Source organism: Luteimonas chenhongjianii (genome assembly GCF_002327105.1).
In the GTDB taxonomy this organism is placed as follows: Bacteria; Pseudomonadota; Gammaproteobacteria; order Xanthomonadales; family Xanthomonadaceae; genus Luteimonas; species Luteimonas chenhongjianii.
In genome coordinates, this window is the sequence record NZ_CP023406.1 from 259,490 (window position 1) to 284,810 (window position 25,321).

General features: G+C 67.9%; 25 protein-coding genes and 1 pseudogene. 17 read left to right on the forward strand and 9 right to left on the reverse strand.

The annotated features are described in order from the left end of the window. The first annotated feature begins 73 nt into the window (after positions 1 to 73). The 10 genes and pseudogenes from CNR27_RS01130 (at position 74) to CNR27_RS01190 (ending at position 6,296) form a co-directional block, all read left to right on the forward strand. Positions 74 to 1,230, forward strand: a protein-coding gene (locus tag CNR27_RS01130) for an IS3 family transposase (protein WP_096296553.1) whose coding sequence is annotated in 2 segments (ribosomal slippage) — positions 74 to 323 and positions 323 to 1,230 — 1,158 coding nt in all. Because the reading frame shifts where the segments join, the coding sequence is not laid out codon by codon here. A gap of 349 nt (positions 1,231 to 1,579) precedes the next feature. After that, positions 1,580 to 1,951, forward strand: coding sequence for a hypothetical protein (locus CNR27_RS01140; RefSeq protein WP_096296555.1), 372 nt, complete (start codon positions 1,580 to 1,582; stop codon positions 1,949 to 1,951). Between the two features lie 23 nt (positions 1,952 to 1,974). Further along, on the forward strand, positions 1,975 to 2,424 hold the full coding sequence (locus CNR27_RS01145; RefSeq protein ID WP_157745170.1) for a hypothetical protein: 450 nt from the start codon (positions 1,975 to 1,977) through the stop codon (positions 2,422 to 2,424). A 274-nt stretch (positions 2,425 to 2,698) separates the two neighbouring features. Beyond that, positions 2,699 to 3,784, forward strand: a pseudogene (locus CNR27_RS01155) (IS3 family transposase); the annotation flags it as partial. Positions 3,785 to 3,936: 152 nt separating this feature from the next. Further along, entirely contained in the window at positions 3,937 to 4,251 is a 315-nt protein-coding gene (locus tag CNR27_RS01160) for a cupin domain-containing protein (RefSeq protein ID WP_096296557.1), read from the forward strand. Between the two features lie 76 nt (positions 4,252 to 4,327). Then, positions 4,328 to 4,513: a hypothetical protein gene (locus CNR27_RS01165; RefSeq protein WP_096296558.1), complete on the forward strand. Its 186-nt coding sequence runs from the start codon at positions 4,328 to 4,330 to the stop codon at positions 4,511 to 4,513. A 97-nt stretch (positions 4,514 to 4,610) separates the two neighbouring features. After that, the gene (locus CNR27_RS01170) at positions 4,611 to 4,904 is read left to right on the forward strand and encodes a hypothetical protein (RefSeq protein WP_096296559.1); all 294 of its coding nucleotides are present in this window, start codon (positions 4,611 to 4,613) and stop codon (positions 4,902 to 4,904) included. Positions 4,905 to 4,922: 18 nt separating this feature from the next. Beyond that, positions 4,923 to 5,282, forward strand: coding sequence for a DUF6404 family protein (locus CNR27_RS01175; RefSeq protein ID WP_096296560.1), 360 nt, complete (start codon positions 4,923 to 4,925; stop codon positions 5,280 to 5,282). A gap of 381 nt (positions 5,283 to 5,663) precedes the next feature. Next, positions 5,664 to 5,936, forward strand: a complete 273-nt coding sequence (locus CNR27_RS01185; protein ID WP_096296562.1) for a hypothetical protein — start codon at positions 5,664 to 5,666, stop codon at positions 5,934 to 5,936. A gap of 90 nt (positions 5,937 to 6,026) precedes the next feature. After that, positions 6,027 to 6,296, forward strand: a complete 270-nt coding sequence (locus CNR27_RS01190) for an SHOCT domain-containing protein (protein ID WP_096296563.1) — start codon at positions 6,027 to 6,029, stop codon at positions 6,294 to 6,296. A 111-nt stretch (positions 6,297 to 6,407) separates the two neighbouring features. Here CNR27_RS01190 and CNR27_RS01195 read toward each other — a convergent pair whose 3' ends face one another. Beyond that, the gene (locus CNR27_RS01195; RefSeq protein WP_096296564.1) at positions 6,408 to 7,826 is read right to left on the reverse strand and encodes an amidohydrolase family protein; all 1,419 of its coding nucleotides are present in this window, start codon (positions 7,824 to 7,826) and stop codon (positions 6,408 to 6,410) included. Between the two features lie 744 nt (positions 7,827 to 8,570). Between CNR27_RS01195 and CNR27_RS01200 the strand changes: the two genes are divergently transcribed. The 3 genes from CNR27_RS01200 (at position 8,571) to CNR27_RS01210 (ending at position 11,117) form a co-directional block, all read left to right on the forward strand. Next, positions 8,571 to 8,846 carry a hypothetical protein gene (locus CNR27_RS01200; RefSeq protein ID WP_123833175.1) on the forward strand — a complete coding sequence of 92 codons (276 nt, stop codon included), beginning with the start codon at positions 8,571 to 8,573 and terminating at the stop codon, positions 8,844 to 8,846. Positions 8,847 to 8,960: 114 nt separating this feature from the next. Next, positions 8,961 to 9,491, forward strand: coding sequence for a nuclear transport factor 2 family protein (locus tag CNR27_RS01205; RefSeq protein ID WP_157745172.1), 531 nt, complete (start codon positions 8,961 to 8,963; stop codon positions 9,489 to 9,491). Positions 9,492 to 9,869: 378 nt separating this feature from the next. Next, a complete protein-coding gene (locus CNR27_RS01210; protein ID WP_096296567.1) occupies positions 9,870 to 11,117 on the forward strand; it encodes an HD-GYP domain-containing protein in 1,248 nt (415 codons plus the stop codon). Positions 11,118 to 11,135: 18 nt separating this feature from the next. Here CNR27_RS01210 and CNR27_RS01215 read toward each other — a convergent pair whose 3' ends face one another. After that, a complete protein-coding gene (locus CNR27_RS01215) occupies positions 11,136 to 14,306 on the reverse strand; it encodes an efflux RND transporter permease subunit (RefSeq protein ID WP_096296568.1) in 3,171 nt (1,056 codons plus the stop codon). Positions 14,307 to 14,487: 181 nt separating this feature from the next. After that, complete coding sequence (locus CNR27_RS01220; protein ID WP_096296569.1) at positions 14,488 to 15,633, reverse strand: efflux RND transporter periplasmic adaptor subunit; 1,146 nt, start codon at positions 15,631 to 15,633, stop codon at positions 14,488 to 14,490. Positions 15,634 to 15,716: 83 nt separating this feature from the next. On the opposite strand from CNR27_RS01220, the gene CNR27_RS01225 reads away from it, so the two are divergent. From CNR27_RS01225 to CNR27_RS01235, 3 genes are all read left to right on the forward strand, one after another. Beyond that, a complete protein-coding gene (locus CNR27_RS01225) occupies positions 15,717 to 16,406 on the forward strand; it encodes a TetR/AcrR family transcriptional regulator (protein ID WP_096296570.1) in 690 nt (229 codons plus the stop codon). A 150-nt stretch (positions 16,407 to 16,556) separates the two neighbouring features. Then, on the forward strand, positions 16,557 to 17,219 hold the full coding sequence (locus CNR27_RS01230; protein WP_096296571.1) for a protein-L-isoaspartate O-methyltransferase family protein: 663 nt from the start codon (positions 16,557 to 16,559) through the stop codon (positions 17,217 to 17,219). A 16-nt stretch (positions 17,220 to 17,235) separates the two neighbouring features. After that, entirely contained in the window at positions 17,236 to 18,588 is a 1,353-nt protein-coding gene (locus tag CNR27_RS01235; protein ID WP_096296572.1) for a TolC family outer membrane protein, read from the forward strand. A 13-nt stretch (positions 18,589 to 18,601) separates the two neighbouring features. On the opposite strand, the gene waaA is transcribed toward CNR27_RS01235, so the two are convergent. Beyond that, on the reverse strand, positions 18,602 to 19,942 hold the full coding sequence (gene waaA, locus CNR27_RS01240; RefSeq protein ID WP_096296573.1) for a lipid IV(A) 3-deoxy-D-manno-octulosonic acid transferase: 1,341 nt from the start codon (positions 19,940 to 19,942) through the stop codon (positions 18,602 to 18,604). 50 nt (positions 19,943 to 19,992) lie between these two features. Between waaA and lpxL the strand changes: the two genes are divergently transcribed. Beyond that, the gene (gene lpxL, locus CNR27_RS01245) at positions 19,993 to 20,904 is read left to right on the forward strand and encodes an LpxL/LpxP family Kdo(2)-lipid IV(A) lauroyl/palmitoleoyl acyltransferase (protein ID WP_096296574.1); all 912 of its coding nucleotides are present in this window, start codon (positions 19,993 to 19,995) and stop codon (positions 20,902 to 20,904) included. 179 nt (positions 20,905 to 21,083) lie between these two features. On the opposite strand, the gene CNR27_RS01250 is transcribed toward lpxL, so the two are convergent. From CNR27_RS01250 to CNR27_RS01270, 5 genes are all read right to left on the reverse strand, one after another. Then, a complete protein-coding gene (locus CNR27_RS01250; protein ID WP_096296575.1) occupies positions 21,084 to 22,439 on the reverse strand; it encodes an O-antigen ligase family protein in 1,356 nt (451 codons plus the stop codon). Continuing rightward, positions 22,417 to 23,532 carry a glycosyltransferase family 4 protein gene (locus tag CNR27_RS01255; protein WP_096296576.1) on the reverse strand — a complete coding sequence of 372 codons (1,116 nt, stop codon included), beginning with the start codon at positions 23,530 to 23,532 and terminating at the stop codon, positions 22,417 to 22,419. The genes CNR27_RS01250 and CNR27_RS01255 overlap by 23 nt, the downstream gene beginning before the upstream one ends. Positions 23,533 to 23,551: 19 nt before the next feature. Continuing rightward, positions 23,552 to 23,752 (reverse strand): zinc-finger domain-containing protein, encoded by a 201-nt coding sequence (locus CNR27_RS01260; RefSeq protein WP_123833167.1) that lies wholly within the window; start codon positions 23,750 to 23,752, stop codon positions 23,552 to 23,554. Between the two features lie 58 nt (positions 23,753 to 23,810). After that, the gene (locus tag CNR27_RS01265) at positions 23,811 to 24,500 is read right to left on the reverse strand and encodes a pirin family protein (protein WP_096296578.1); all 690 of its coding nucleotides are present in this window, start codon (positions 24,498 to 24,500) and stop codon (positions 23,811 to 23,813) included. 76 nt (positions 24,501 to 24,576) lie between these two features. Then, positions 24,577 to 25,305, reverse strand: a complete 729-nt coding sequence (locus CNR27_RS01270) for a YceI family protein (protein ID WP_096300141.1) — start codon at positions 25,303 to 25,305, stop codon at positions 24,577 to 24,579. Between the last annotated feature and the right edge of the window lie 16 nt (positions 25,306 to 25,321).

The window sequence follows — 25,321 nt, forward strand, 5'->3', positions numbered from 1 at the left end:
TCACACAAGGAGGGTTCTACCCCGATTTCGCGGACACATCCATCAAGGCTCACACTGAGCAAAAGGAGTGTCTATGTCGAAGCGCAAGCGTTACAGCCCCGAGTACAAGCGAGAGCTGGTTGATCTGGTCCGGCGATCGAAGACGAGCTGCCGTCAGATCGGTCTGGAAGTGGGGGTCAATCCGAACATGCTCACCCGGTGGGTGCGCGAAGCCGAGGCCGAGGGCGGCAAGGCGTTCCCCGGCGGCGGCACACCCCGCGATGAAGACATCGCCAGGCTCAAACGCGAGCTGGCACGGGTGACGAAGGAGCGGGATTTTTTAAAAGACGCGGCAGCGTACTTCGCGAAGCAGTCACCGAACGGTACGCGGTGATTGAGCGCTGCCGCAGCCACTATTCCATCGGAATGATGTGCCGCTGCCTGGACGTGTCGACCAGTGGCTTCTATGGCTGGGCCGGCCGCAAGCCGGGGCCCAGGGCGCGCGCAAACGCACGTGTGCTTGCGCGTATCGCGCAGATTCACGAGGACAGCGGCGGCGTGATCGGCGCGCCGCGCATGCACGAGGATCTGGTCGACGAGGGCGAACAGATCAGCCTCAATCGCGTCGCCAGGCTGATGGCGGGCGCCAATCTGCAGGGATGGCCCCGGCGCAGGAAGCGTCGCTTCGGCGGCAAGCCGGGTGCACGCCCGGTGGGCATCGAGAACCGGCTCGATCGCGACTTCAATGCCAGCGAACCGGAGACCAAGTGGGTCACCGACATCACCGAGATCGCGACAGTGGAAGGCAAGCTGTACCTGTGCGTAGTGGTCGATCTCTACAGCAAGCTGGTGGTGGGCTGGTCGATGCATCACCGGCAGGACCGCCACATGGTCGTGCGTGCGGTGCAGATGGCGGTGTGGCAACGGCAGAGCAGCGCCGAAGTCATCCTGCATTCGGATCGCGGCGGCCAGTTCATCAGCGGCACCTACCAGAAGTTCCTGGGCGGAAACGCATTGGTGAGCAGCATGAGCAAAGTGGGTCACTGCGCCGACAACGCCGCATGCGAAGGCTTCTTTGGATTGCTCAAGCGTGAGCGCGTACACCGCCGACACTACCGAACCCGCGACGAGGCGCGTGCGGACTTGTTTGATTACCTCGAGCGGTTCCACAACCCGCGCATGCGCCGTAGAGTAGCCCGCCGTGACCGGGCGTTTTCAGCCTTAATCAAACCGTCCGCGGAAACGGGGTAGAACCCGGACATCGCAAACATGGACAAGTCTCAGGCTGACGTAGTCGCCCAGGCCATCCTGGAGCCAAGCCTCAAAGAGCAAGCGGAGGTTCGGCAACTCAGGGAACGCCGTGCGCAACGCGCCGCCGCCCATCGACGTCAGACCTTGTACTTTGTTGTCGGCTACGTGGCGGGTGCCGCTATCGGCTACTTCGGGTTCGGTCGAGTCGCGATGTACGGAGTAGCTGGTGGGTTCGTAGGCCTGCTGGCTGGCGCACTCATTGCTCGCCTGGTCAATCGGCCCGCTGCCTAACCATTCATTCGAGGCGACGCCGCTGGGCGGCGCGGCTTCACTCAGGTGTCAGGCGGCTATGGAAGGACTTCTCTACATCGCAGCAGTCCTTGCGGCAGCTCTCGGCACGGCGCACTCCGTGCTGGGGGAGAGGTACATTCTCACCCGTCTGTTTCGACGCAATGATCTGCCCAAGTTGTTCGGCGGATCGGAGTTCACAACCCGCACCCTGCGCTTTGCTTGGCACATCACTACGATAGGCTGGTATGGCTTTGCCGCCCTGCTCGTTCACGCGGGCCGCGGCGATCTGACGGTATCGGGCATGCTCCAGATCCTTGGGCTGACCTTCGTTGCCTCCGGGTTCCTGCCCCTCCTGCTTACAAGGGGCAAGCACTTGTCTTGGCTGGTACTGTTTGTTATCGGCGGCATCGCGCTCTGGTGCGCCGCCTAACAATGTTCAAGCGCGAGGTCCCAATGGAATCATTGTTGATCTCGGACCTGAGAAGGCAGCGGCGACGGTTGCTGCAAAGCTACGCGGTACACGTCATGTGGTTCACCGCAATGGTCGCCACCGCGGTGATCCATGCATCGCCGAGAACCATCGCCATCGCGACCATGCTGGCGCTCATCACGGTTCCTCCGGTGATCGCCTACGCGGCAGCAGTGCACACAGCGTGTCGGGCAATCGACCCGGGCGCCAGGACCATCGGCCTGGTGCCCATGATCATCATGACTGTGATCTTCACTCCCTTCGAGTCGGGCCTGATCGTTCCGGCGAAGAATCTATTCGTGTCGGCCAAGCTCCTCGAGCGGGCCCAGCACGCGGCTCTGGGCCCTGACAATTCATTCAAGACGACGCAACGCCGTGGCGCGGCGCAATTCAAGCATCGGGTGCTGGATGCTGCATCGAAGCAAAACTCGTAAGAAGCGCCCGGGGGTGGTCTGGTCCGCGGCCTTGGGCTGATAGCTGGGGTCGGCGGGTATGCGCCCTACCTCGGGTGCTCTGGCATTGCATCGGGCCAGATTGAGAGTTTCAGTCGCTTCAACCGTGGCACTATCTGCTTTGCGTCGCAGCCACCGCGTTTGCTTGGCTGTAGCGCTTTGGCTGGCCTGCGGACTTTTCATGGTTGCGACGTCCCCCCGTAATTGAGTAGCGAACTGCTTTGGAGTCCAATCCCCAACGAGAAGGAGATTGGACGTGAAGAAGCGTTTCAGCGAAGAACAGATCATCGGCTTCCTGCGTGAGGCCGAGGCCGGTTTGCCGGTCAAGGAGCTGTGCCGGCGGCATGGCTTCAGCGAGGCGTCGTACTACCTGTGGCGCAGCAAGTTCGGCGGGATGAATGTCTCCGAGGCCAAGCGGCTCAAGGAACTCGAGATCGAGAACGCGCGTCTGAAGAAGCTGCTGGCCGAGCAAGTCCTCGAGAATGAGGTGATCAAGGACGTGCTGCGAAAAAAATGGTGAGCGCACCGGCCCGTCGCGAGCAGGTGCGCTACATGGCAGGTAAAGGCCTCAGCGAGCGGCGCGCTTTGCGCGTGGTGGGCATGAGCGCCAGCGCACTGCGCTATACACCTCGTCCGGGATCGCAATGTCGAACTGCGAGAGCAGATCCAGGCATTGGCGCATCGGCACAGGCGCTACGGCGTGGGCATGATCTATCTCAAGCTGCGGCAAGGCGGCCATGCCGTGAATTACAAACGCGTGGAGCGGCTGTATCAGCAGGCCAAGCTGCAGGTGCGGCGACGCAAGCGCAAGAAGGTGCCGGTGGGCGAGCGGCAACCGCTGATCCGTCCGGTTGCGGCCAATGAAGTGTGGTCGATGGACTTCATCTTCGACCGCACAGCCGACGGCCGCGTCATCAAGTGCCTGGTGATCGTGGACGACGCGAGCCACGAATCTGTGGCGATCGAAGTCGAACGCGCGATTTCCGGGCACGGGGTCAGTCGTGTGCTCGACCGCCTGGCAGTCAGCCGTGGCCTGCCGAAGATAGTCCGAACGGACAACGGCAAGGAGTTCTGCGGCAAGGCGATGGTGGCCTGGGCGCACGAGCAGGGCGTGATGCTGCGCTTGATCCAGCCGGGTAAGCCGAATCAGAACGCATACGTCGAGTCCTTCAACGGGCGCCTACGCGATGAATGCCTCAACGAACACTGGTTCCCGACGCTGCTGCATGCCCGAAGCGAGATCGAGCGCTGGCGGCAGGAATACAACGAGGAACGACCAAAGAAATCACTCGGCGGGCTGACGCCCGCCGCCCACGCAAAACAACTGGCAGAAGCTCAGCTACAGTAACCCCGGGCTCCAAACGGTCCCGCTACTGAAAGCGGGGGGACGTCGGTTGGGCTCGCGGTGCACGGCTGGCGCACGGCCAGCACCTGACAATTCGTCCACACCGACGCTGCTTCGCGGCGCGGCTTAATTCTGGCGTTATCCACTGCATGAAAGTATTCCGCGGCAGCACGTTCAAAGCAGATCGCGCCTGGGGCGCAGTCGAGATCGCCAACATGGGCGGTGTCACCACTCGCCTCCACTGGACAGATCAGCCGTACAAATGGCACACCAATGACGGTGAGGAGGTCTTCGCCGTTCTGGCCGGATGCGTAGAGATGCGGTTCCGCGACAAAACGGGGGCCGAGCAACGCACGCTTCTGGAAAGCGGGGATGTGTTCTACGCTTCCATCGGCACCGAGCATGTGGCACACCCGATCGGCGAGGCGAGGGTTCTAGTCGTCGAGCGCGAAGGGAGTGTCTAACAGTTCATTCAAGCCGACGTCGGTTCGCGGCGCGGCCGAACCCAGGCGTCAGGTGTTCGAACCAAAAGGAATTGAAATGTTCAAGTACATCTCCAGCACGAAACTCAACCTGGCCATACTGGCGCAGATGATCGGCATTGCCCTGGCAGTCAGGGCGACGCCTCTATCACTCATTGCGGGCGTAGCGCTGTTCGTCCTCGGAGCGATCGTTTACCGACGCGAGCTGAGCAGGGTTCTCGCATCAAACGAACCGTCGCAGTAGTGAAGGTGATACGTGGGCCGACGCCGCTTCGCGGCGCGACCTGATTCAGGCGTTAGCTCACAACACAGATCGCATGAACTCAGTCCCCGGAACACCAATGAGCAACACGGCCAAGTTAGCCCTCGGTCTCTTCGTTGCGTTCGGCGCCATTCGGGTGATTGACTTCATCTTCTACGGTCAGCAAATGCGCGATCTGCTGGCCGGGACCGGCTTGCTCCTCATAGCATATGGCATCTACAAGAACGGGTTCCGCAGTACCGACTTCCATACTGCGGGGTCGTTACGCATCGATCGCAGGCACGGTGTTGGTGCTTGCGGCAATTGCCATGCGCTTCTGGCGGTGAGTACCAACAGTTCGTTCAAGCCGACGCCAATTCGCGACGTGGCTTAACTCAGGCATTGGGCACTCATGACACATCAAGAGAAACTGGAAGAGATGTATCGGCATATGGCGATGCTCGGCGTGTCCAGGAGCACGGCAGCCCCACCGGCCTGGCGCCTGCTATGGCGCTTCGGCATCGAGATTCCACCGCCATTGTTCACGCCCTTCATGCCTGGGGCACTGGCAATGGGCGCGTTCTTCGGACTGTTCTGGGGGCTGTTCATGTGGGCCATTCTTTGGGTGCATCAGGGCATGCCCGCGATCCTCATGGCGGCCACTGCCATCGCGGCGGGTGCCCTGTTCGGCCTCACCATGGCGGCATACTTCCGGCATTTGGCCCGCAAGCACGGACTGCCGTCGTGGGCGGAGTACACAGGTGCACCGTAGCGCACCTGACGACTCATCCAGGTCGAACCCGCTTCGCGCGTCGGCATAACTCGGAAGTCAGGCCGCATGATAGAGAACTGCAAGCACTGCCAGGAACAGCGCCCCGCGACGGAACATCTGCCGTGGTACGCAGCTTTCCTTTTCTTCCCGGATGATGGTTCGGACGCGCTCGCTCTGCACTGCAAGGATTGCCTTCGCCGCAGAACCTCCGCGGTTGGTTTGTGTTGGGTCATCGCGCTCGCTGCCATCTGCATTGTCCTCATGGTCTTTCTCTAGCTCCCGCATTGTCTGGCGTGCCGCTTGACGGTGGTCAGCGGGCCTAGCCGTCATTCAAACCAGCCCCGTTTCGCGGGTCGGCTCAGGTCAGGCATCAGGCCGCACATGAAGCTACTCGCTGCTGCAGTCTCCATTCTTGTTTTGCCCGTCTATCTGGGCCTGGCGCGAACCGACCAGGCGTGGGGCTTGTTTTACCCGCGCGGCGGCATGGCCATGCTTGGCGTATCGCTGGCTATCGCCAATTCCCTCATCTGCGCCGGGGCGCAGCCCCACCGATCGCTGAACATGCGCTTTCAACTTGCTGCTGCCGGGTGGCTCTGGCTCGTTGTACAAGGAGCAGGGCTCGCGTATCTCTACTCGCAGATGGGTGGCACCTGACAATTCATTCCCGCCGTCGCCGCTTCGTAGCGCGGCTTCACCCAAGCGTCAGCCGCTTGAGCTGGCCTGTACAAGAATGGAGAGAAACACATGGGCAGTTTCAGCCTCTGGCACGGGATCATCGTGCTCATCATGCTTGCCATACCGGTTGGCATTGGCCTGGTCATCTGGCTGATCGTTCGGGCGGTCAGGAAACCTGCCGTGCCGGCGGGACCGATTCCGGCCTCAGGGCCCCCACAGTCCTCCGCGGAAGCGCGGCTTCGAGAGCTTGCTTCTCTGCGGTCCAAGGATCTGATCACGGAGTCGGAGTACGAGGAGCAACGTGCCCAAGTACTTCGCAGTCTCCAGGCACGCGCCTGACCAATCATTCAAGCCGACGCCGCTTCGCGGCGCGGCCTGACTCTGGCGACAGGACGCGGGATTGATTGCCCCGCGGCCTGACGGTTCGACAGCTTTCGTGGGGAATGTCCGCTACTGCGCCGCCGCTTCCAGCCCCTGCTCCACTTGCTCCCACGCCGCCTCCAGCTCGACCACCTCCCCGTCGAGCCACACCGCGCGCACCTTGCGGGTGTGGAGGATGTCGGCGGTCGGGTCGCCGTCGACCACGAGGATGTCGGCCAGCGCGCCGGCTTCCAGGCGGCCGAGGTCTTCGCGACCGAGGATACTTCCAGCGACATGGGTGGCCGCCTGCAGCGCCTGGACGGGGCTGAGCCCGGCCTCGACCAGCGCCTGCAGCTCCTGGTGCAGGGCGCCGCCGGGCAGCATTTGCGGGGCGGCAGGCAGATCCGAGCCAGCGCCGATGGGCACGCCTGCAGCAAGCAGGCGCGGCAACAGGGCCGATGACAGGCGCAGGTCGGCGGCGCTTTCGGCCCTGGCGCTTTCACCTGCGACCGCGTCCTCCAGGTAACGCCAGAAGCCTTCGAAATGAGGACGTATCCGATCCTCGCCCGGCAGGCCTTCCAGCGTCAGGCTGCCCGGTGCGTTGAACTGGCGCGTGTTGGCGCGGGTGGGCACGACGGCCATGCCGGTGGCGGCGATGTCGGCGGCGAGCCGGTCGAGCAGGGCCGGATCCAGCTCCGCGCGTGGGTCCCCGCCCATGCGCTGGTAGGCCAGCGCGGCGCCGGAAAGGTGTTCCAGCGTCGAGACGCCGGCCTGGCCGGCCTGCACCGCATCTACCTGCGCGCCACTGAGGCCGCGGGTGAGCACCAGACCGAGGTCGGCCATGACCGGAACGCCGGCCTGGCGCGCGGCCTGTACCGCCGCCGCCATCGCTTCCGGTGACAGCTGCTCGTAGAGCTTGATCCAGTCGGCGCCAGCGCCCACCAGGGCCTGCACCGCACTGGCGGCTTCATCGGCCGTGGTGACGGTGACTGGCATCAGCGTTTCCAGGGTCTGGCTTCCCAGCGGAGAGGGCGCCTCGCCCAGCACGCTGGCGGGTCCGTCCAGCGCCGGGCCGCTGGTGAGGATGCGCGGTGCGCCCGGGGCGGCGTGCAGCATGGCGATGGTGGTCAGGGTGTTGTTGGCGTCGCGCACCGTGGTCACGCCCGACGGCACGAAGGCGCCGATGTAGTGCGGCCGCGCATGCACGTGTAGATCGATCAGCCCGGGCAGCAGCATGGAGCGGCCGTAGTCGTGCACTGCCGCGCCTCGCGGCCGCGCGCAATCCCACTCTTGTCCGGCACAGCGGATGCGGTCGCCGGCGACGACGACCACGCCCTGTTCGACGACCTTGCCCGAGCGTGCATCGAACAGCCGGCCCAGCAGCACGGCACTGGCGCCAGGCCCTGTTGGCTGCGCAGCCACGGCGGCCGTGCCTGGAGAGGCCGGCAGCGCCATGGAAGCGACCAGGAGGACGGGAAACAGGAAACCGGCAAGCAGGACGGGGCGCATGTGCAGAGGCTCAACGGACGGCGGGCGGCATTGTATGCGGGCATGCGAGCGGCCTCCCGCAGCCGACACGGCGCGGACTCGGCCCCGGGCATCGTTTGGCTAGCATCGCGGGCGATCCGCAATGGAGCTGGGAGCACGCGAGCCATTGAAACGCGCCGCTTGAGGCGTGATGCGGCTTGCTCGCGGTGGGCGCGGCGGCCGTGCGGCGCGTTCGACGTGCTCCTGTTTCGCGTGGCTGATCGAGTCTTCGGGCGCGATATGGCCGTCAACGTGGGTCCGTCGCGGGGACTGCGCGACGCGACTGGCCAGCTGGGCTCGCACCGCGGCGGGCACCACTTCGCGGATGCCTGGATCAGGGCCTCAGGCCGTCCTCGAAAAGGAAGGTGCAAGGTCACGACAGATCACGAATCGAGCCGATGCGACTGCTCGAGCATGCCTGGGCCGGAGCGGAGTCAAGCCGCAGGCTCAGCACCGCCGCCTGGTTTGGCCTCGCTGGCTTTGCCATCGGCACTGGCGCGGGTCATGGCGCATTGGACGGCATTTATTCGAATGCGCGTGTTCGACTCTGCGCAGCAGTTCTGACTGGCCGCTTTTACCGCGAGAGAATGGCCAGCCAACTCCATTCGAACCGGCCCTGCCCGCCTTCGCTGATTATGTCGGTTTCTGGATATCATCGCCGTCGGTACCGTTCGCGTTACGGACGGCTGGGTTCAATTGTCGGGGCGTGGATTGGAGGAGCAGATGATGGACAAGTCACGGGCAGAGGCGATCGCTCAAGCCATCCTCGAGCCGGACCTGAAAGTCCAGGCGGAACTCCGCCACAAACGTGCGGTGGAGGCGCAGCGCCTGAGCGAGGGACGCAAGCGTGCCTCGGTCGCCCTGGTCGCAATGCCGCTCGGAGCTGGCATTGCCCACTTCACCGGCCATCACTTCTCCAGCGGCGCCTTGTACGGTGCCGCGATCGGGGCAGCCCTGGGCGGGCTCGTTTCCGCGTGGCGCCGGCGCCGCAACGCGTCCTGACAGTCCATGCAGGCCGACGCCGTTGCGTCGGGCAAAGTGCCAGCAGGTAGCGGCTGCCATGGAGTTCACGCAAGCGCCCGCGGCTTCGGACACTCGGTCTTACAGGGAGAAACCATGCGCACCGTCATCCCTTCCATGAGCAGGGGCCGGCGTCGCTCCGGCGCTCCGCACTTCCACTGGGGCCAGGGTGTTGCCGCCGCACTGCTGGCACTCCTTGCCCAGGCCGGCTTTGCACAGGACACGGCACGCGGCGGCCCGCTCTACGACGAGCTGGAACGCATGGACAGCGCGCGCTTTGAAGCCGCCTTTGTTACGTGCGACGCGGATGATTTCGCCGCGGTATTCACCGAGGACGCGGAGTTCTATCACGATCGTACCGGCGCAGCTTTTGGTGACGAGGTTCGAAGCTTGAAGTCCTGCCCGCGTGACGACGGGGTCACCAGGACGCTGGTTCCCGGAAGCCTCGAGGTCTACCCGATGCAGGGCTACGGCGCGATACAGACCGGTCGGCACAGTTTCGCAAGGGCCGGAGAGCCCGGCGCCGAAATCGCGCAGTTCGTGCATCTGTGGAAACGCGAGGGCGACAGCTGGAAGCTGGCGAGGGTGTTGAGCTTCGATCACCGCCCCACGCCTCCAACGGAGTAGCGGTTGGTGAGGGCCTGTGTGCGGTGAAGCCTCAGGCCTCATTCAATCGGGCGCGGCATCGCGACGCAGCTTGATCAGGGCGTCTCTCAGGCCGCCGCCAGTGCACTTGGGCCAGTAGTGCAACGCAGGTACCCGATGATGCTCGGGAGCCATCTGCCCAGGGCTTGCCGCGCTCACTGCTGCAGACACGTCGTGCCCGAGTCCTGGGCACGGCCGAGCACGTGGCTGCGCCGAGGTGGGGGTGCGGCAACGCCTGGTCCTGGCCTCAAGTCCGCTCCCGACCGGCCGACAACGCAGATGGCGACCGTCCTGCCGCAAAGGCGGCCCGGCATGCGTGCCCCGCATGCGCCCATCACTGCACGTCCTTCCTGGCCGGCCATGCTGCGTACGATCCGCTCCGATCAGCTTCGTCCGGGAATGTACGTCCAGCGCCTGTCGGGCTCTTGGCTGGATCACCCGTTCTGGCGCAGCTCGTTTCTGGCCGACGCGGAAGCAGTGAGCCGGATCCGCGACAGCGGGGTGCCGGAGCTGGTCATCGACGTGAGCCTGGGGCTTGCCCCCGAGGCGGACGCCCACCTTCCTGCCGAAGCTGCACCTGCACCTGCACCTGCACCTGCACCGCAGCCGCAGCCCGAGCCGGCCCAGGCTGCGCAGCCGCCTTCCGCGCCGGCCGCCCCCCGGAAGGGTGTAGCGAACTTCGAGAACGAGGTCCGGAATGCCCGGCAGCTGCTGGCGTCGGGCCGGGCGCTGGTCGAGGCGATGTTCTCCGAGGCCCGCCTGGGCCGCGCCATCGATCCTGACGCGGCCGATCCACTGGTCGATGCGGTCTGCGATTCGGTGCTGCGAAACCCGCATGCACTGGTCAGTGTGGCGCGGCTGAAGACCGCGGACGACTACACCTACCTGCATTCGATGGCCGTGGCCGGGCTGATGACGGCCCTGGCCCGGCGGCTGGGCCTGCCGGAGGACGCGGTGCACGCCGCAGCGAAGGGCGGCCTGCTGCACGACATGGGCAAGGCGGTCGCGCCGCTGCACGTACTCAACAAGCCGGGCAGCCTGACCGAGGACGAATACAGCACCATGCGCCGGCACCCCGAGGATGGCCATCGGCTGCTGCTGGAGAGCGGCGTCGACGACGCGGCGGCGCTCGACATCGCCCTGCACCATCACGAGAAGATGGACGGCACCGGCTATCCGCACCGGCTGCCCGGAGAACGCATCTCGCAGATGGCCAGGATGGCGGCGGTCTGCGATGTCTACGACGCGATCACCTCCGACCGGCCCTACAAGCGCGGCTGGTGCCCGGCGGAATCGCTCAAGCGCATGGCATCGTGGACCGGGCATTTCGATCCGGCCATCTTCCAGGCCTTCGTCAAGAGCCTGGGCATCTATCCGGTGGGCACACTGGTGCGCCTGCAGTCGCAGCACCTGGCGGTGGTGATCGAACAGGTGCCCACCGCGCTGTTGAAGCCGCGGGTGCGGATCTTCCACTGCACGCGCCGGCAGGCGCGCGTGCTGATGCGGGATGTCGACCTGTCGCTCGCCGGCTGCGACGACCGCATCGTGCAGTCGGAGGCACCGGGCGACTGGGGCCTGCGGGACCTGGAGAAGCTCTGGTTGCCCTGACCCGCCGCCGGTCGCCGCTCATGCGGCCGGCGGCGTTTCGTCCTCGCGCACCTTGAACCACGCCGCATACAGGGCCGGCAGGAAGGTCAGCGTCAGCAGCGTGGCCACGGTCAGGCCGCCCATGATCGCCACCGCCATCGGCCCGAAGAAGACACTGCGCGAGAGCGGAATCATCGCCAGGATCGCCGCGGCGGCGGTCAGCACGATCGGGCGGAAACGGCGCACCGTGGCATCGATCACCGCGTCCCAGCGCGCGTGGCCGGCCGCGATGTCCTGTTCGATCTGGTCGACCAGGATGATCGAGTTGCGCATGATCATGCCGGCCAGGGCGATCGTGCCGAGCATCGCGACAAAGCCGAAGGGCACCCGGAACACCAGCAGGAACAGGGTGACGCCGATCATGCCGAGCGGCGCGGTCAACAGCACCAGCGCCGCGCGCGAGAAGCTGCGCAGCTGCACCATCAGCAGCGTCACCACCACCAGCAGGAACAGCGGAAGCCCGGCCTTGATCGAATCCTGGCCCTTGGCGGAATCCTCGACCGTGCCGCCGGTCTCGAGCCGGTAGCCCTCGGGCATCGACGCGCGGATGTCCTCGAGCGTCGGCAGGATCTGGGCGACCACCGTCGGCGGGGTGACCTCGTCGCGGATGTCGGCGCGCACGGTGATCGTCGGCAGTCGGTCGCGGTGCCAGATGATGCCGTCCTCGAACGTCGATTCCAGCCGCGCCACCTGGCCGAGCGGCACCGCCTGGCCGTTGGCCGTGGTAATCGCCAGGCTCTCGAGCATCTCCAGCCGGTCGCGCTCGTCATCCGTCCCGCGCAGGACGAGGCCGATCAACTCGCGGCCTTCGCGATAGGTCCCGATCGGAAGCCCCGACAGCGAGCTCGACAGGGACTGCGCCAGCTGCTGCGAACTCACGCCGAGCACGCGCGCACGTTCCTGGTCGATGACCAGGCGCACGATGCGGCTGGGCTCGTCCCAGTCGAGATTGACGTTGGCGACGTGCGGATTCGCGCGCACCTGTGCGGCGATCGCATCGGCGATGCCGCGCACGCGCTCCACATGTTCGCCGGACACCCGCAACTGCACCGGATACCCGACCGGCGGACCGGTTTCGAGCCGGGTCACGCGCAACTGCAGTTCGGGGAAGGCCGGTGCCACCTCATCGGTCAGCCAGGCGCGAATGCGCTCGCGCGCGTCGACGTCGGTCGTCGTGACGACGAACTGGGCGAAGTTCGCCTGCGGCAGCTGCTGGTCCAGCGGCAGATAGAAGCGCGGGGATCCGGTGCCGACATACGCCACGCGGCTGTCGATGCCCGGGCGGTTCTCGAGCATCGCATCCAGACGCGCCGCGGCCTGCTCGGTCGCCCGGAGCGAGCTGCCTTCGGCCAGCTCCATGTCGACCATCAGCTCCAGCCGCGTCGAGTCGGGGAAGAACTGCTGCGGCACGAAGCGGAACAACAGCAGCGACGCGACGAAGAGCGCCGCGGTCGCGCCGATCACCAGCCAGCGGTGGGTCAGCGACCAGTGCAGCCAGGTGCGGAAGCGGCGATAGAACGGCCGCTGGTAGGGATCATGCGCGTGCGAATGGGGCTCGGCCGGCGCCAGTGCGAATGCAAGCCGCGGCCAGCGAGCGGCCATGCGGCTGCGCATGTCGCGCCAGCGCGCGGGCAGCGAGCCGGGGCGCGGCGGCCGGGGGTTGGCAAGATCGGGCAGCATCTTCTCGCCGAGCAGCGGAATGAACAGCACCGCGGCGATCCACGACACCACCAGCGCGATCGTCACCACCTGGAACAGCGAGCGCGTGTACTCGCCGGTACTCGAGGCCGCGGTCGCGATCGGCAGGAAGCCCGCCGCAGTGACCAGGGTGCCGGTCAGCATCGGAAACGCGGTATGGGTCCAGGCGTAACTCGCCGCCGCGAGCCGCGAATCCCCCTGCTCCATGCGGATGGCCATCATCTCCACCGCGATGATCGCGTCGTCGACCATCAATCCGAGCGCGAGCACCAGCGCGCCCAGCGAGATCTTGTGCAGGCCGATGCCGAACTGGTCCATCGCGATGAAGGTCATCGCCAGCACCAGCGGAATCGACACCGCGACCACCAGCCCGGTGCGGAAGCCCAGCGAGACGAAGCTCACCAGCAGCACGATGATCACCGCTTCGGCGAGCACCTTGACGAACTCGCCGACCGAATCGCGCACGGCGCGCGGCTGATCCGACACCTTGCGCAGCTCCATGCCGGCAGGCAGGGACTCCTGCAGGCGGGCGAATTCGGCCTCCAGCCGCTTGCCGAGCTTGAGGATGTCGCCGCCCTCGTGCATCGCCACCGCGATGCCGATGGCGTCCTCGCCCATGAAACGCATGCGCGGCGCGGCCGGATCATTGAAGCCGCGCTCGACAGTCGCGATGTCGCCCAGGCGCACCGTGCGATCGCCGGCACGGATCGGGAATTCGCGGATCGCCTCGACCGAGGCGAACGCGCCTTCCACACGCAACTGCACCCGCGCGCTGTCGGTCTCGAAGAAGCCGGCCGGCACCAGCGCGTTCTGTTCCGACAGCGCCTGCTGCACCGCCGCCATCGGAATGCCCAGTGTCGCCAGCCGGGTGTTGCTGATTTCGACGAAGACCTTCTCGTCCTGCAGGCCGATCAGTTCGACCTTGCCGACATCGTCGAGCAACTGCAGCTCGCGCTGGATGCGGTCGGCGTAGTCCTTCTTGATCGCGTCGTCGAAGCCTTCGCCGGTCAGCGCGTAGATGTTGCCGAAGGTGTCGCCGAATTCGTCGTTGAAGAACGGACCAATGATGTCCTGGGGCAGCGACGGCCGCAGGTCGGAGACCTTCTTGCGTACCTGGTACCACAGGTCGGGGATCTCCCCCGAGCGCATCGAATCACGGGCGAAGAAGATCACCTGCGATTCGCCCGGCCGCGAGTACGAGCGCAGGAACTCGTAGTCGCCGGTTTCCATGAGCTTGGCTTCGATGCGATCGGTGACCTGGCGCGACACCTGCTCGGCGGTCGCACCCGGCCACTGGGTCTGGATGACCATCGCCTTGAATGTGAAAGGCGGGTCCTCGGACTGGCCGAGGCGGCCGTAGGAGAGGATGCCGGCGAGCGCCACCACCAGCATCACGTAGAGCACCAGCGTGCGGTTGCGCAGTGCCCATTCGGAAAGGTTGAATCGGCTCATCACGGGCAGCGCCCGCCTGGAAGCGTCCCGGCGCGCGACGCCGCCGTTCCGCAGACGCCCTCACGCGCCGGCCCGTGCCCGCGCGACTGCCGCGCCCGATACAGGCCCGCGGCCGACCTCTCCGCCCGCAGCGGGCGGCCTGTCCGCCCCGCGCCGGATCCGCTTGCGATGAGGACCGCCATCATTCCGACGCCGCCGGCTTGGAGGCGTCCAGTCGATAAGGCCGGTTCTCGCGATCGACCGGCGTTACCCGCTGTCCGACGCGCAGCAGATGCCCGCCGGCGGCGACCACCAGGGCATCGGGCGACAGGCCCGAGCGCACCGGTACCATGCGCGCGCCGTAGGCACCGGTTTCAACCGGGATCGACTGCAGGGTGTGGGTGGCGGGATCGACCACCCAGACCGCCTTGCCGCCCTCCGGCCCGGGCTGGATCGCGGCCAGGGGCACCAGCAGGCCATCGTCGGCCCGTTCCGCCGCGATGGTCACGCGCGCGCTCTGGCCGAGCTCGACGCCGTCGACGGCATCGGCATCGAGCGCGACCCTGGCGGCGTAGGTCCGCGCCTGCGGGTCGGCAGCCGCCGAGATCTCGCGGATGGTCCCCGCGATGCGCTCGCCTGGGCGGTTCCAGAGTTCGATCTGCGCGGCCTGGCCGACGGCGAATGCGGCGATGCGCGATTCGGGCAGCGCGATCGCGACCTCGCGACCGGCGTCGCCGGCGAGCATGAAGATCGCCTGGCCGGCGGCGACGACCTGGCCGGCCTCCGCTTCGCGGCTCGCGATCACCCCGTCGCGCGGTGCGCGCAATCGCGTGTAGCCGGCCTGGTTGCCGGCCACGTCGGCCTGCGCGCGCGCCGCGCGCAGTTGCGACTGTGCGGCGCGGTAGGCGGCGTCCTGCGCGTCCATCTGCGAGCGGCTGACGAGTTGCTGGTCGACGAGCGCGGCGTAGCGGTCGCGGTCGGTGCGCGCACGGGTGTACTCCGCCTCGGCCGCGGCCACCTGCGCCTGCGCCGACTGCTGCTGCAGGCGCAGGTCGTCCGGTGCGATCTCGGCCAGGATCTGGCCGCGGGTCACATGCGCGCCGGCGTCGACCTCGCGTCGCAGCAGCTGGCCACCCACCTGGAACGCGAGCGCGCTCTCCTCCCTGGCCCGGATCTCACCGGGAAAGGTCCAGGCACCGGCGTCGCCCGCCGCATCGGGATGGACCACCAGCACCGGACGCGCGGCGGCTTCCGGCTCGGCCGGGGCGCTGCAACCGCCAAGCGCCCATGCCAGCGCGCCGGCAGCAAGCCACAGCCGGGCATTCGGACGCGGTTTGGATCGAAGCATGCGTGAGGGCACAACGGCTGTCCGACAGGGATACGGAGCCGTATCGTATATTTTCAGAACTCGCTGGTATAGTATTCCGCGTCATGTCGACACAACCGTCCGCGCCGCCTCCTGCTCCGACGCCCGAGAAGGCGCCGCCCGGGCCGGGCCGGCCGAAGGACCTCGCCAAGCGCGCTGCGATCCTCGAAGCGGCCGAGCGCATGTTCCTGCAGCAGGGCTACGAGGGCGTCAGCATGGACCAGATCGCGGCCGAGGCCGGGGTGTCCAAGCTGACCGTCTACAGCCACTTCGGCGACAAGGACACTCTGTTCACCGAAGCCGCCACCCGGTACTGCGAACAGCAGATGCCCGATTCGGTCTTCCAGCCCTCGCCCGACACCCCGCTGCGCCAGCGTCTGCTCGAAGTGGCCGAGGCCTTCTTCGCGATGGTGGCGTCGCCCGAGGCGATCGCCGGCCACCGCCTGCTGTGCACGCCGCAGATGGTCGAAAAACGCCTGCCGCAACGGTTCTGGAGGAGCGGCCCCGAGCGCCTGCAATCGTCGTTCGCCACCCTGCTGCGCCGCCGGATCGAAACCGGCGACCTCGACATCGAGGACGCGCTGGTGCCGACCGCCGCCGCGCAGTTCTTCGTGCTGCTCAAGGGCGACATCTACCAGCGGCTGGTGTTCGACTGCGACGACGCCGGCGATTGCGCGCGGCAACGGCGCCTGCATCTGGAGGCGTCGGTGGACATGTTCCTGCGCGCCTACGGCCGTGCGCGCGGGACGCGCTGAACCAGCCCCGTGGGCGCCCGCAGCCGCCGACGCCCATGCCGGGCGGGCCGGTGACTTCCGGCACTGCGGTGACCGTACGCCCGCTACGATGATGGACCCGCCCCGGCACCGCTAGAATTGCGCGTCGGCGAACGAAGGAACCCCGCAACAATGACGATCGATTACGCCCGTGCCCGAGTGGCGATGGTGGAACAACAGGTACGGCCCTGGGACGTGCTCGATGCACGCGTCCTGGAGACGATCTCGCGCGTGCCGCGCGAAGCCTTCGTGTCCGACGCACACCGCGCGCTGGCCTACAGCGACCTGGAACTCCCGCTCGGCCACGGCGAGAGCATGCTCAAGCCGGTCGTCGAAGGGCGCGCGCTGCAGGCGCTGGAACTCGAACCGGGCGACGAGGTGCTGGAGATCGGCACCGGCAGTGGATATCTCACGGCCTGCCTCGCCTACCTCGCCCGCGACGTGCTGAGCCTGGAGCGGCATGCCGATCTCGCCGACGCCGCCCGCGGCCGGCTGGAGGCGCAGGGCATCGCCAACGTCGACGTGGTCACGGCTGACGTCTTCGCCTGGGAAACCGACCGCCGCTTCGATGCGATCTGTGTCGGCGGCGCGGTGGACATCGTGCCGGAGCGCTTCGTGCAGTGGCTGCGCCCCGGTGGTCGCATGTTCATCGTCCGCGGCCGTGCACCGGCCATGGAAGCGGTGCAGGTCCGCCGCGATGGTGACGGGGTCAACGCCACGCACATCGAATCGTTGTTCGAGACCGGGCTCGCCTATCTCGCAGGCGCCGCGCCGGTGCCGCAGTTCACTCTCTGATCGTCGAAGGATCGCCATGTTCCGCCGCCCCCTGTTCCTGTCACTCGCGCTCGCGCTGACGTCCGGCCCGCTGTTTGCCGCCGATCTCGTCCAGACCTACGAGCTGGCCCGTACCAATGACCCGACCCTTTCGATTTCCGAATCGCAGCGCCTGTCGACCCGCGAAGGCGCGGTGCAGGCGCGTGGCGCGCTGTTGCCGCAGATCGGCGGCAGTGCCTCGCTGAGCGACAGCCGCGTGGCCGGGGTCTCCGGCCGCGCACGCACGCGCAGCTACGGGGTCAACGCCGGCCAGGTGCTGTTCGACTGGGGCCAGATCTCCACGCTGCGTTCGCAGCGCGCGCTGAGTACGGCGGCCGATTTCCAGCTCGACGCCGACAACGACTCGCTGATCACGCGCACCGCCGCGGCCTATTTCGATGTGCTGGTCTCGACCGAGACCCTGGCCGCCGCCGAGGCCGCCGAGGCCGCGTTCAAGCGCCAGTTCGACTTCGCCGACAAGCGCCTCGAAGTGGGTCTGGCGCCGATCACCGACGTGCACGAGGCGCGTGCGCAGTACGATGCCGCACGTGCCAACACCATTCTGCAGCGCAACGCGCTGCTGGATGCCTACCAGGCACTGGCCGAGATCACCGGCTCGGAAGTCCGCGACCTGCGCGGCCTCCCCGACGATTTCACCCCGCAGCTGCCCGAAGGCCGTGACGTCGAAGCCTGGGTGGCCACGGCCATCGAGCAGAACCCGCAGTTGCAGGCGCTGCGCTACCAGGTCACCGCGTCGGACTACAGCGTCGCCGCGGCGAAGGCCGGCCACCTGCCGACCCTCGACCTGAGCGCCAGCTACGGCAACAGCGACACCTGGGGCCGGGACAACGTCGATGCGCTCACCAGCCGCGGCGAGACCAACAGCATCGGCGTGACGTTGACGGTGCCGATCTTCACTGGCGGCATCACGCAGTCGCGCGTGCGCCAGTCGATCGCCCAGCGCGACATCACGGCCGACCAGTACGAGGCGACCCGCCGTTCGATCGAGCGCAACACCCGCAGCGCCTACCAGAATCTCGTCGCCGGCATCACCGAGGTCGAGGCGCGCCGGGCGGCGCTGGTCTCGGCCAATGCCGCCTACGAGGCCTCGCAGGTCGGACTGGAAGTGGGCACGCGCACCGTCATCGACGTGCTGATCAACCAGCAGAACCTGTTCTCGGCGCGCCAGCAGTACGCGTTCGCCAAGTACAACTTCCTGCAGAGCCGGCTGCTGCTCGAGCAGGCCGCGGGCACGCTGGACATCGGCAACCTGCAGGACATCAACCGTCAGCTGACCGTCGACGTCAACAGCATCGGCGCCTCGACCGGCACCGGCACTCAGACGCAGTAAGCGGAAAGCCGGTTCAAAGTGACGACGGCGCGGATCGCAGGGTCCGCGCCGTTTTCGTGTCCGGCGCCGGCAGGTCGGGCTCGATCAGCGCCAGGGTGCGGGCAAGCGTGCCGCGGCCGCTGACGACGAGGGCACGGCCCGCCTCCCCCATTGTCCGCCGCGCCTGGGGATCTTCGAGCAGCTCGGCGATGTGGGCGCGCACGGCGTCGGCGTCGGCACCGATCCGCAGCGCGCCGGCGCGCTCGAGCTGGCGGGCGATGTCGGTGAAGTTCTGCAGATGCGGGCCGGTGACGACCGGCGTACCGACCGCAGCCGGCTCGAGCAGGTTGTGGCCGCCGATGTCCTGCAGGCTGCCGCCGACGAAGGCGACATCGGCGCAGGCGAAGAACAGACCGAGCTCGCCCAGGGTATCGAGCACGAACACGTTGTCGCCGGAATCGGGCCAGGTGGTCAGCGCGCGCGTGGCCACCCGCCAGCCGGCCTCGACCGCGAGCTGCATCGCCCCGCGGAAGCGCTCGGGATGGCGCGGCGCCCAGATCAGCAGCAGGTCCGGCCATCGCGCGCGCAGCTGGCGGTGGATGTCGACGACGGCAGCCTCCTCGTCGGGATGGGTGCTGGCCGCGATCCAGACCGGCCGCACGCCGGCATGCCTGCGGAACTCGTCGCGCAGCGCCGTGATCTTCGCCTCGTCCGGGGTGATGTCGAATTTCAGGTTGCCGGTGTCGACGACCGTCTCGCGGCGGGCGCCGAGCTTCACGAACCGCTTGCCGTCGTCGGCCGATTGCGTCGCCACCCGCTTGACCGTGCGCAGCGCGCGCCCGACCAGCGGCCGCAGGACGCGGTAGCCGCGCAGCGAACGTGCCGAGAGCCGGGCATTGACGATCATCGTCGGCACCCCTGCATCGCGGCAGCAGAACAGCAGGTTCGGCCACAGCTCGGTTTCGACGATCAGGCCGATCTGCGGCCGGAAATGCCGCAGGAACCGCCGCACCGCACCCGACAGGTCGTAGGGTAGGTAGACGTGTTCGACGCGTTGGCCCCACAGCGCGCGTACCCGCTCCGAGCCGGTCGGAGTGATCGTCGTGACCAGAAGACGCCGTGCGGGGTCGCGCGCCAGCAGGGCGTTGATCAGCGGCGCTGCGGCGTTGACCTCGCCCACCGACACCGCATGCACCCACACCGGCGTCGTCTCCGCCGGCGCGCGGTAGATGCCATACCGCTCGTCCCAGCGCAGCAGATAGGCCGACTGACGGAAGCCGCGCCAGATCAGGTGATACACCGTGACCGGCGCAAGCACGACCAGCAGCGCCGAATAGAGGCCGCGCAGCAGTCGTTCGGTGATGTCGGCCCGCATCCGCACAGGATAACGGATGCCCGCATCGCACCACCTCCTACAATGGCGCGATGTCGACGACGCCCCTGCCCCGACCACCGCTCGGACCCCGCCACTGGCCTGCCTGGGCTGGAATCGGCCTGATGGCGCTGGCGGCGCGGATTCCCTGGCCCTTGCAGCGTGTGCTCGGTCGCGGCCTGGGCAATGTGCTGCGCGTGGCGCTGCCGGCCCGCCGCCGGGTGGCCGCGCGGAATCTGGCGCTGTGTTTTCCCGAGCTCGACGCGCCTGCGCGCGATGCCCTGCTGCGGGGGCACTTCCAGGCGCTGGGCATCGGCCTGTTCGAGTTCGCGCGCGCGTGGTGGGGCTCGATCACGCCGCTGCGGCGCGGGCTCGTCGTGGAAGGCGTCGAGCACATCGAGGCCGCTCGCGCGGCCGGGCGCGGCGTGATCGTGGTCTCCGGGCACTTCACCACGCTCGAGGTCTGCGGCCGCCTGATGTGCGATTACGTTCCGCTGGCGGGCATGTATCGCCCGCATTCGGAAGCCGCGATGGAATGGGCGGTGCGGCGCGGTCGCGCGCGCTATGCCGCGGCGATGTTCCCCAAACGCGACGTCCGTGGGGTGGTGCGCCATCTCAAGCGCGGCGGCCTGCTGTGGTACGCGCCCGACCAGGACCCCAGCGGCGGCGACGCTGTGTACGTGCCGTTCTTCGGGCGGCCCGCGCACAGCCTGACCTCGACCCACCAGCTGGCACGCATGTCCGGCGCTGCGGTCGTGTTCTTCCGCCACGTGCGCCGCGCCGATGGCGGCTACACCCTGAGCCTGACCCCCGCGCCTGACCCCTATCCGACAACCGATGCGACCGCCGACACCGCCACCGTGATGGCCGCCATCGAAGCCATGGCCCGGGCCGCTCCCGACCAGTACCTGTGGATCCACCGGCGCTTCAAGCGCCAGCCCGACGGCCAGGCACCGCCCTACTAGGCAGGGTCCACGGAGGGGTCGGACCGCCGGGGCCCCTCACCTGAAGGCAAGCTAGCGCAGCATGGCCGACAGGGCTTGGAAAGCCCTGCGGCTGTCCGTCCTGCGCGCGGACTAATTGCTTCACCATCCAGGCCCGAAGGCGGATGGCTGGTCGATTCGTCGTGCGCTGCGCGAGGCGCTCAGTGCGGCGCCTTGCCCTCGCCGGGCTGCGACGGCTCCACGCGTGCGAGCAGGGTTCCCGCGTACAGGGCGGACAGGAGCAGGGTGAAGCCACCCCAGAACGTCGAATAGAACGCGAGATGGGTGTTGAAGGGGAACACCGTGACCGCGAGCGCCAGCATGGCCGGGCGCGCGCGTTCGCGGGCGATCGGCGGCGCGAACCGCCACGCGCGCCAGGCCATCGCCGCGCCGGCCAGCCACAGCAACAGGCCGACGAGGCCGGTCTCGCTGCCGATTTCCAGCACGATCTGGTGCGCATGGAACGCAGGGCCATCGCCCCAGGCAGCGATTTGTCCGGCATCGGGATCGCAGCCCGGGAACGCCTCGCGGAAGCCGCGCGCGCCGACGCCGTTGATCGGGTTCTCGCGGATCATGCAGACCGCCGCGTCCCAGATGCGGGCACGGCCCGACAGCGCGGCGTCGACACCGGACTCGTCGGCCGACAGCCCCGCCGCGGTGCGTTCGATACGGTCGCGGACCTGTGGCGAAACGGTGGCCCCGATTGCAGCCAGGACCAGGCCGGCCGCGAAGACCGCCAGCAACCGGCGCCAGCCCAGCAGGCGCCAGCCCGAGAACAGCAGCACCAGCGCATAGGTCAGCCACGAGGCCCGCGAGCCGGCGAACAGGATCACGATGCCGATCGCCGCGCTGGAGACCAGCCAGCCGGTCGCGCCGAAGCGACGCCCGACCCAGTACAGCGCGAACGGCGACAGGCTGGCGAGGACGATGCCGAGCTTGAGATTGCAGGGGCCGAGCACGCCGCCGAGACGGTCGGCGGCGGCGAGCTGCTCGACGCTGCACATGGGGCGGTTGCTGATCAGCTGCTTGAGCTGGTCGATGCCGAAGAACAAGGGGCTGGTCCCGAACACCACTTCGCACAGTCCGTCGATCGTCCACACCGCGACGATCGCGGCCAGGCCACCGAGCGTGATCCGGCGGCCGCGCGGCGTGGCCACAGCGGACGCCACCAGCCACAGGAACGGCAGATAGCGCAGATCCACCACGGCTTCGCGCAACGCACGTCCGACATCGACCGAATCCACCGCCGAGATCAGCTGCGGCAGCCAGTAGGCGAAGAACAGCACGCTGGTCAGCGCCCACGCAGGCGCGCTGAGCAGGGCGGCCCCGCCACGGAAACGCGCCGCGACCAGGTGGATGAGCGCTGCCAGCGCGCCCAGCACCATCACGCCTTCGGCATAACCGGGCGCGGGCCACAGGATCACGAAGGCCAGGACCCAGTGCGGCGCCCAACGCCAGCCTACGGTGCGCGGTGCGCGCGGATCGCGCACGGAATCAGTTGTCGTCGAACTCGTCATAGACCGCGAGGGTCGCCTCCTGCATCGCACGCAGCGTGTCGGGCATCGTAACGGCTCGCGGCGGTCGCGTGACCAGCGCGCGCGCGGTCTGCGCCAACGCGGCCAGGTCGAACGGGGCCACCGCGCCCTGGGGCTGCAGCTGCGCGAGCAGTTCACCGACGCCGCCATGCGCCCAGCCCACCACCGGACGTGCGCAGGACAAAGCTTCGAGCACGGTGCGGCCGAAGGCCTCGGGTTTGCGCGAAAGCTGCAGTACCAGATCGCTGGCGGCGTAGGCGCGGGCGATCGCGTCGGTGGGTTCGGTCATCGCCAGTGCGTCGCTGCAGCCGGCGGCCTCGGCCGCGCGCGTGAGTTCGGCGAGGTAGGCCTCGCGACCCGCCTCGCGTGCACCGGGCATCCACAGGCGGGCGTCGAGGCCGCTGCCGCGCAGGTCCGCGAGCAGCGCGATCGCGTCGTGGTGGCCCTTGAGCCGCGTGCCGCGCCCGGGAAGCAGCAGCAGCGGGCCGTCGCCACCGAGCGCGGGCCAGCGCGATGCGACCTCGGCCCGAGCGACGGCGTCGGGACGCGGCGCTGCCGGAAACTTCGTCGGATCGATGCCGCGCGGGATCACCCGCAGGCGGTCGCGCGGTGTGCCCGGATAGTGCCGCAGCAGGTAGTCGCGCACGGTTTCCGATACGCAGATCACCCGCTCGCCGCGGGCCATGATCGCGCTGTAGCGCGACGGCGAGTTGAGGCCGTGCATCGTGGTGACGAAACGGGGGCGGCGCCCCGCGGGCATGCCACGCAGCGCCCACCAGCCGATCCATGCCGGCAGGCGCGAGCGTGCGTGGACGATGTCGGCGCCGGTTTCCGCGAACAGCCGGCGCAGGGCGCGCACATGGCGCAGCACGCGCAACGATTTGGCACCGATGTCGAGCGTGACGTGGCTTGCGCCGGTCGCCTCGAGCGCCGGCACCAGCCGCCCGCCGGCGGAGACGACGATGGCGCGATGGCCGGCGTCGACCAGCGCCTGCGCGATCTCGATGGTGGAACGCTCGACGCCGCCCGACGACAGCGCCGGCAGCAGCTGGACCACGGTCAGCGGACGACGCATGCGACCGCAGCGCGAGGCGTCAGTCGACGAGGACGAAATGCGCGCCGCAGTAAGGGCAGACGGACTCGCCGTTCTCCGCTTCGATCGGCAGGTACACGCGCGGATGCGAGTTCCACAGCGCCATGGACGGCAGCGGGCAGCTCAGCGGCAGGTCGGCGCGGCGCACTTCGTAACGGTTGGCGGCGTTGGCTTGCGTCGGCTGGACGGGGGCTGCGGTCATGACGGTGACATTCATCGTGTGGAGGCGGTCATTCTAGCGCGCCGTCATGGGCGCGGCCTCAGCGCGGCAGCGTGAACAGCAGGACGGAAGCGCCGTCGACACCCGCGACGATCGCATCGGCGACGCTCTCGTTCGCCCAGGCGACGCCGTCGCCGGCACTCAAGGCCAGGCCATCGACCATGGCGGCGCCCTGCAGCAACTGCAGCCAGTAGCGATGCGAGGGCACGAGCGAGAGCGCCAGGCGCGCGCCCGGGGACAGGCGCGCGTGCCGCAGCCAGGCCTGCTGGCGCAGCGGCAGGCCGGCCGGCGCTGCATCGCCCCCCGCCAGCAAGGTCCACGCATCGACCGGCGCGCCGGGATCCGCATTGCGGATCGCCGCCGCGGGCGGCAGGTTGACGCGCTCGGGCTGGATCGCGATGCGCAGCACGCGGGCGCCATCCGCGCCGACGGTCTCCACCGGCGTATCGCTGGCATGCCCGGCGCCGGTCCAGGCCAGCGCGCCCGCGCCCAGCGCCAGGTCATCGCGCAGCAGCACGCCGTCGAGCACCAGTGTCAGCAGTTCCATGTTCGCCACGCGCTGCGAGGGGACGGTAGCGCCCGGCGGCAGGAATTCCTCATTGAGCTGGCGCAGCGCGCCCCAGCCCATCCAGTCGCCGTCGTGGTAATCGCCGCTGGAGAAGGTACACAGGCGCGTGCGGTCGCCGTACGTGGTGCGGCCACGCTGATCGGCGGGACGATGGACTTTCATGACGGCGGAATCCGGAACGCGAAAACGGAAACGCCGGCGCAGGGAAACCCCTGCACCGGCGTCCTGACCGCGGATTTTACTGCGCGGCGGTTGCTGCGGGCGCATCGCCGGCGGCGACGGCCTCGGTGGTGATGCGCAGCTCGACCTCGTCGCTGACGTTGGGCGCGGCCATGCCCATGCCGAAATCGCTGCGCTTGATCTGCGTGACCGCATCGAAGCCGGCGGCGGGGCGCTTGGCCATCGGCTGCTCGCCGAACTTGTTGATCGTGACGTCGAGCACCACCGGCCGGGTGATGTCCTTGATCGTCAGGTCACCGGTGACCTTGAGCTTGTTGGGACCGGCGCTCTCGACCGAGGTGCTCTTGAACGTGGCGTTGGGGTACTTGGCGGCGTCGAAGAAGTCGGCGCTGCGCAGGTGGGCGTCGAAGTCACCGACGTGCGAATTCAAGCCCGAGAGCGGCAGCGTGACCTCGACCGACGACGCGCCGACGTTGTCGGCGTCGTAGACGATCTGGCCGGACACGTCGCCGAAGTGCGCGATCGGGTTGGAGAAGCCGAAGTGGCTCCATTGCGCGATCACGTCGGTGTGCTTGGGATCGAGCACGTAGGTGCCCGAGACACCGGCGATGGCTTCGGCGGTCGGCTCGGTTTCGGCCATGGCCTCGGACGGCGAAGCGGTCTGGGCGGTCTGGGCGGTCTGGGCGGATGCGGGCGCGGCGACGTCCGTCGACGCCGGGTCCTGCTGGGCGCAGGCGGCAAGAGCGATGGCGGCGGCGAGCGGGAGCAGCAGGTAGGCGGTACGCATGACGGAATCCTCGATC

Coding starts and splice junctions, on each gene's coding strand:
- CNR27_RS01270 (WP_096300141.1), bottom strand. CDS start 25,305: ATGCGTACCGCCTACCTGCTGCTCCCGCTCGCCGCCGCCATCGCTCTT.
- CNR27_RS01165 (WP_096296558.1), top strand. CDS start 4,328: ATGTTCAAGTACATCTCCAGCACGAAACTCAACCTGGCCATACTGGCG.
- lpxL (WP_096296574.1), top strand. CDS start 19,993: ATGTCGACGACGCCCCTGCCCCGACCACCGCTCGGACCCCGCCACTGG.
- CNR27_RS01260 (WP_123833167.1), bottom strand. CDS start 23,752: ATGACCGCAGCCCCCGTCCAGCCGACGCAAGCCAACGCCGCCAACCGT.
- CNR27_RS01175 (WP_096296560.1), top strand. CDS start 4,923: ATGACACATCAAGAGAAACTGGAAGAGATGTATCGGCATATGGCGATG.
- CNR27_RS01255 (WP_096296576.1), bottom strand. CDS start 23,532: ATGCGTCGTCCGCTGACCGTGGTCCAGCTGCTGCCGGCGCTGTCGTCG.
- CNR27_RS01200 (WP_123833175.1), top strand. CDS start 8,571: ATGGACAAGTCACGGGCAGAGGCGATCGCTCAAGCCATCCTCGAGCCG.
- CNR27_RS01160 (WP_096296557.1), top strand. CDS start 3,937: ATGAAAGTATTCCGCGGCAGCACGTTCAAAGCAGATCGCGCCTGGGGC.
- CNR27_RS01205 (WP_157745172.1), top strand. CDS start 8,961: ATGCGCACCGTCATCCCTTCCATGAGCAGGGGCCGGCGTCGCTCCGGC.
- CNR27_RS01215 (WP_096296568.1), bottom strand. CDS start 14,306: ATGAGCCGATTCAACCTTTCCGAATGGGCACTGCGCAACCGCACGCTG.
- CNR27_RS01225 (WP_096296570.1), top strand. CDS start 15,717: ATGTCGACACAACCGTCCGCGCCGCCTCCTGCTCCGACGCCCGAGAAG.
- CNR27_RS01235 (WP_096296572.1), top strand. CDS start 17,236: ATGTTCCGCCGCCCCCTGTTCCTGTCACTCGCGCTCGCGCTGACGTCC.
- CNR27_RS01220 (WP_096296569.1), bottom strand. CDS start 15,633: ATGCTTCGATCCAAACCGCGTCCGAATGCCCGGCTGTGGCTTGCTGCC.
- CNR27_RS01145 (WP_157745170.1), top strand. CDS start 1,975: ATGGAATCATTGTTGATCTCGGACCTGAGAAGGCAGCGGCGACGGTTG.
- CNR27_RS01250 (WP_096296575.1), bottom strand. CDS start 22,439: ATGACGAGTTCGACGACAACTGATTCCGTGCGCGATCCGCGCGCACCG.
- CNR27_RS01265 (WP_096296578.1), bottom strand. CDS start 24,500: ATGAAAGTCCATCGTCCCGCCGATCAGCGTGGCCGCACCACGTACGGC.
- CNR27_RS01185 (WP_096296562.1), top strand. CDS start 5,664: ATGAAGCTACTCGCTGCTGCAGTCTCCATTCTTGTTTTGCCCGTCTAT.
- CNR27_RS01190 (WP_096296563.1), top strand. CDS start 6,027: ATGGGCAGTTTCAGCCTCTGGCACGGGATCATCGTGCTCATCATGCTT.
- CNR27_RS01195 (WP_096296564.1), bottom strand. CDS start 7,826: ATGCGCCCCGTCCTGCTTGCCGGTTTCCTGTTTCCCGTCCTCCTGGTC.
- CNR27_RS01140 (WP_096296555.1), top strand. CDS start 1,580: ATGGAAGGACTTCTCTACATCGCAGCAGTCCTTGCGGCAGCTCTCGGC.
- CNR27_RS01170 (WP_096296559.1), top strand. CDS start 4,611: ATGAGCAACACGGCCAAGTTAGCCCTCGGTCTCTTCGTTGCGTTCGGC.
- CNR27_RS01210 (WP_096296567.1), top strand. CDS start 9,870: ATGCTGCGTACGATCCGCTCCGATCAGCTTCGTCCGGGAATGTACGTC.
- waaA (WP_096296573.1), bottom strand. CDS start 19,942: ATGCGGGCCGACATCACCGAACGACTGCTGCGCGGCCTCTATTCGGCG.
- CNR27_RS01230 (WP_096296571.1), top strand. CDS start 16,557: ATGACGATCGATTACGCCCGTGCCCGAGTGGCGATGGTGGAACAACAG.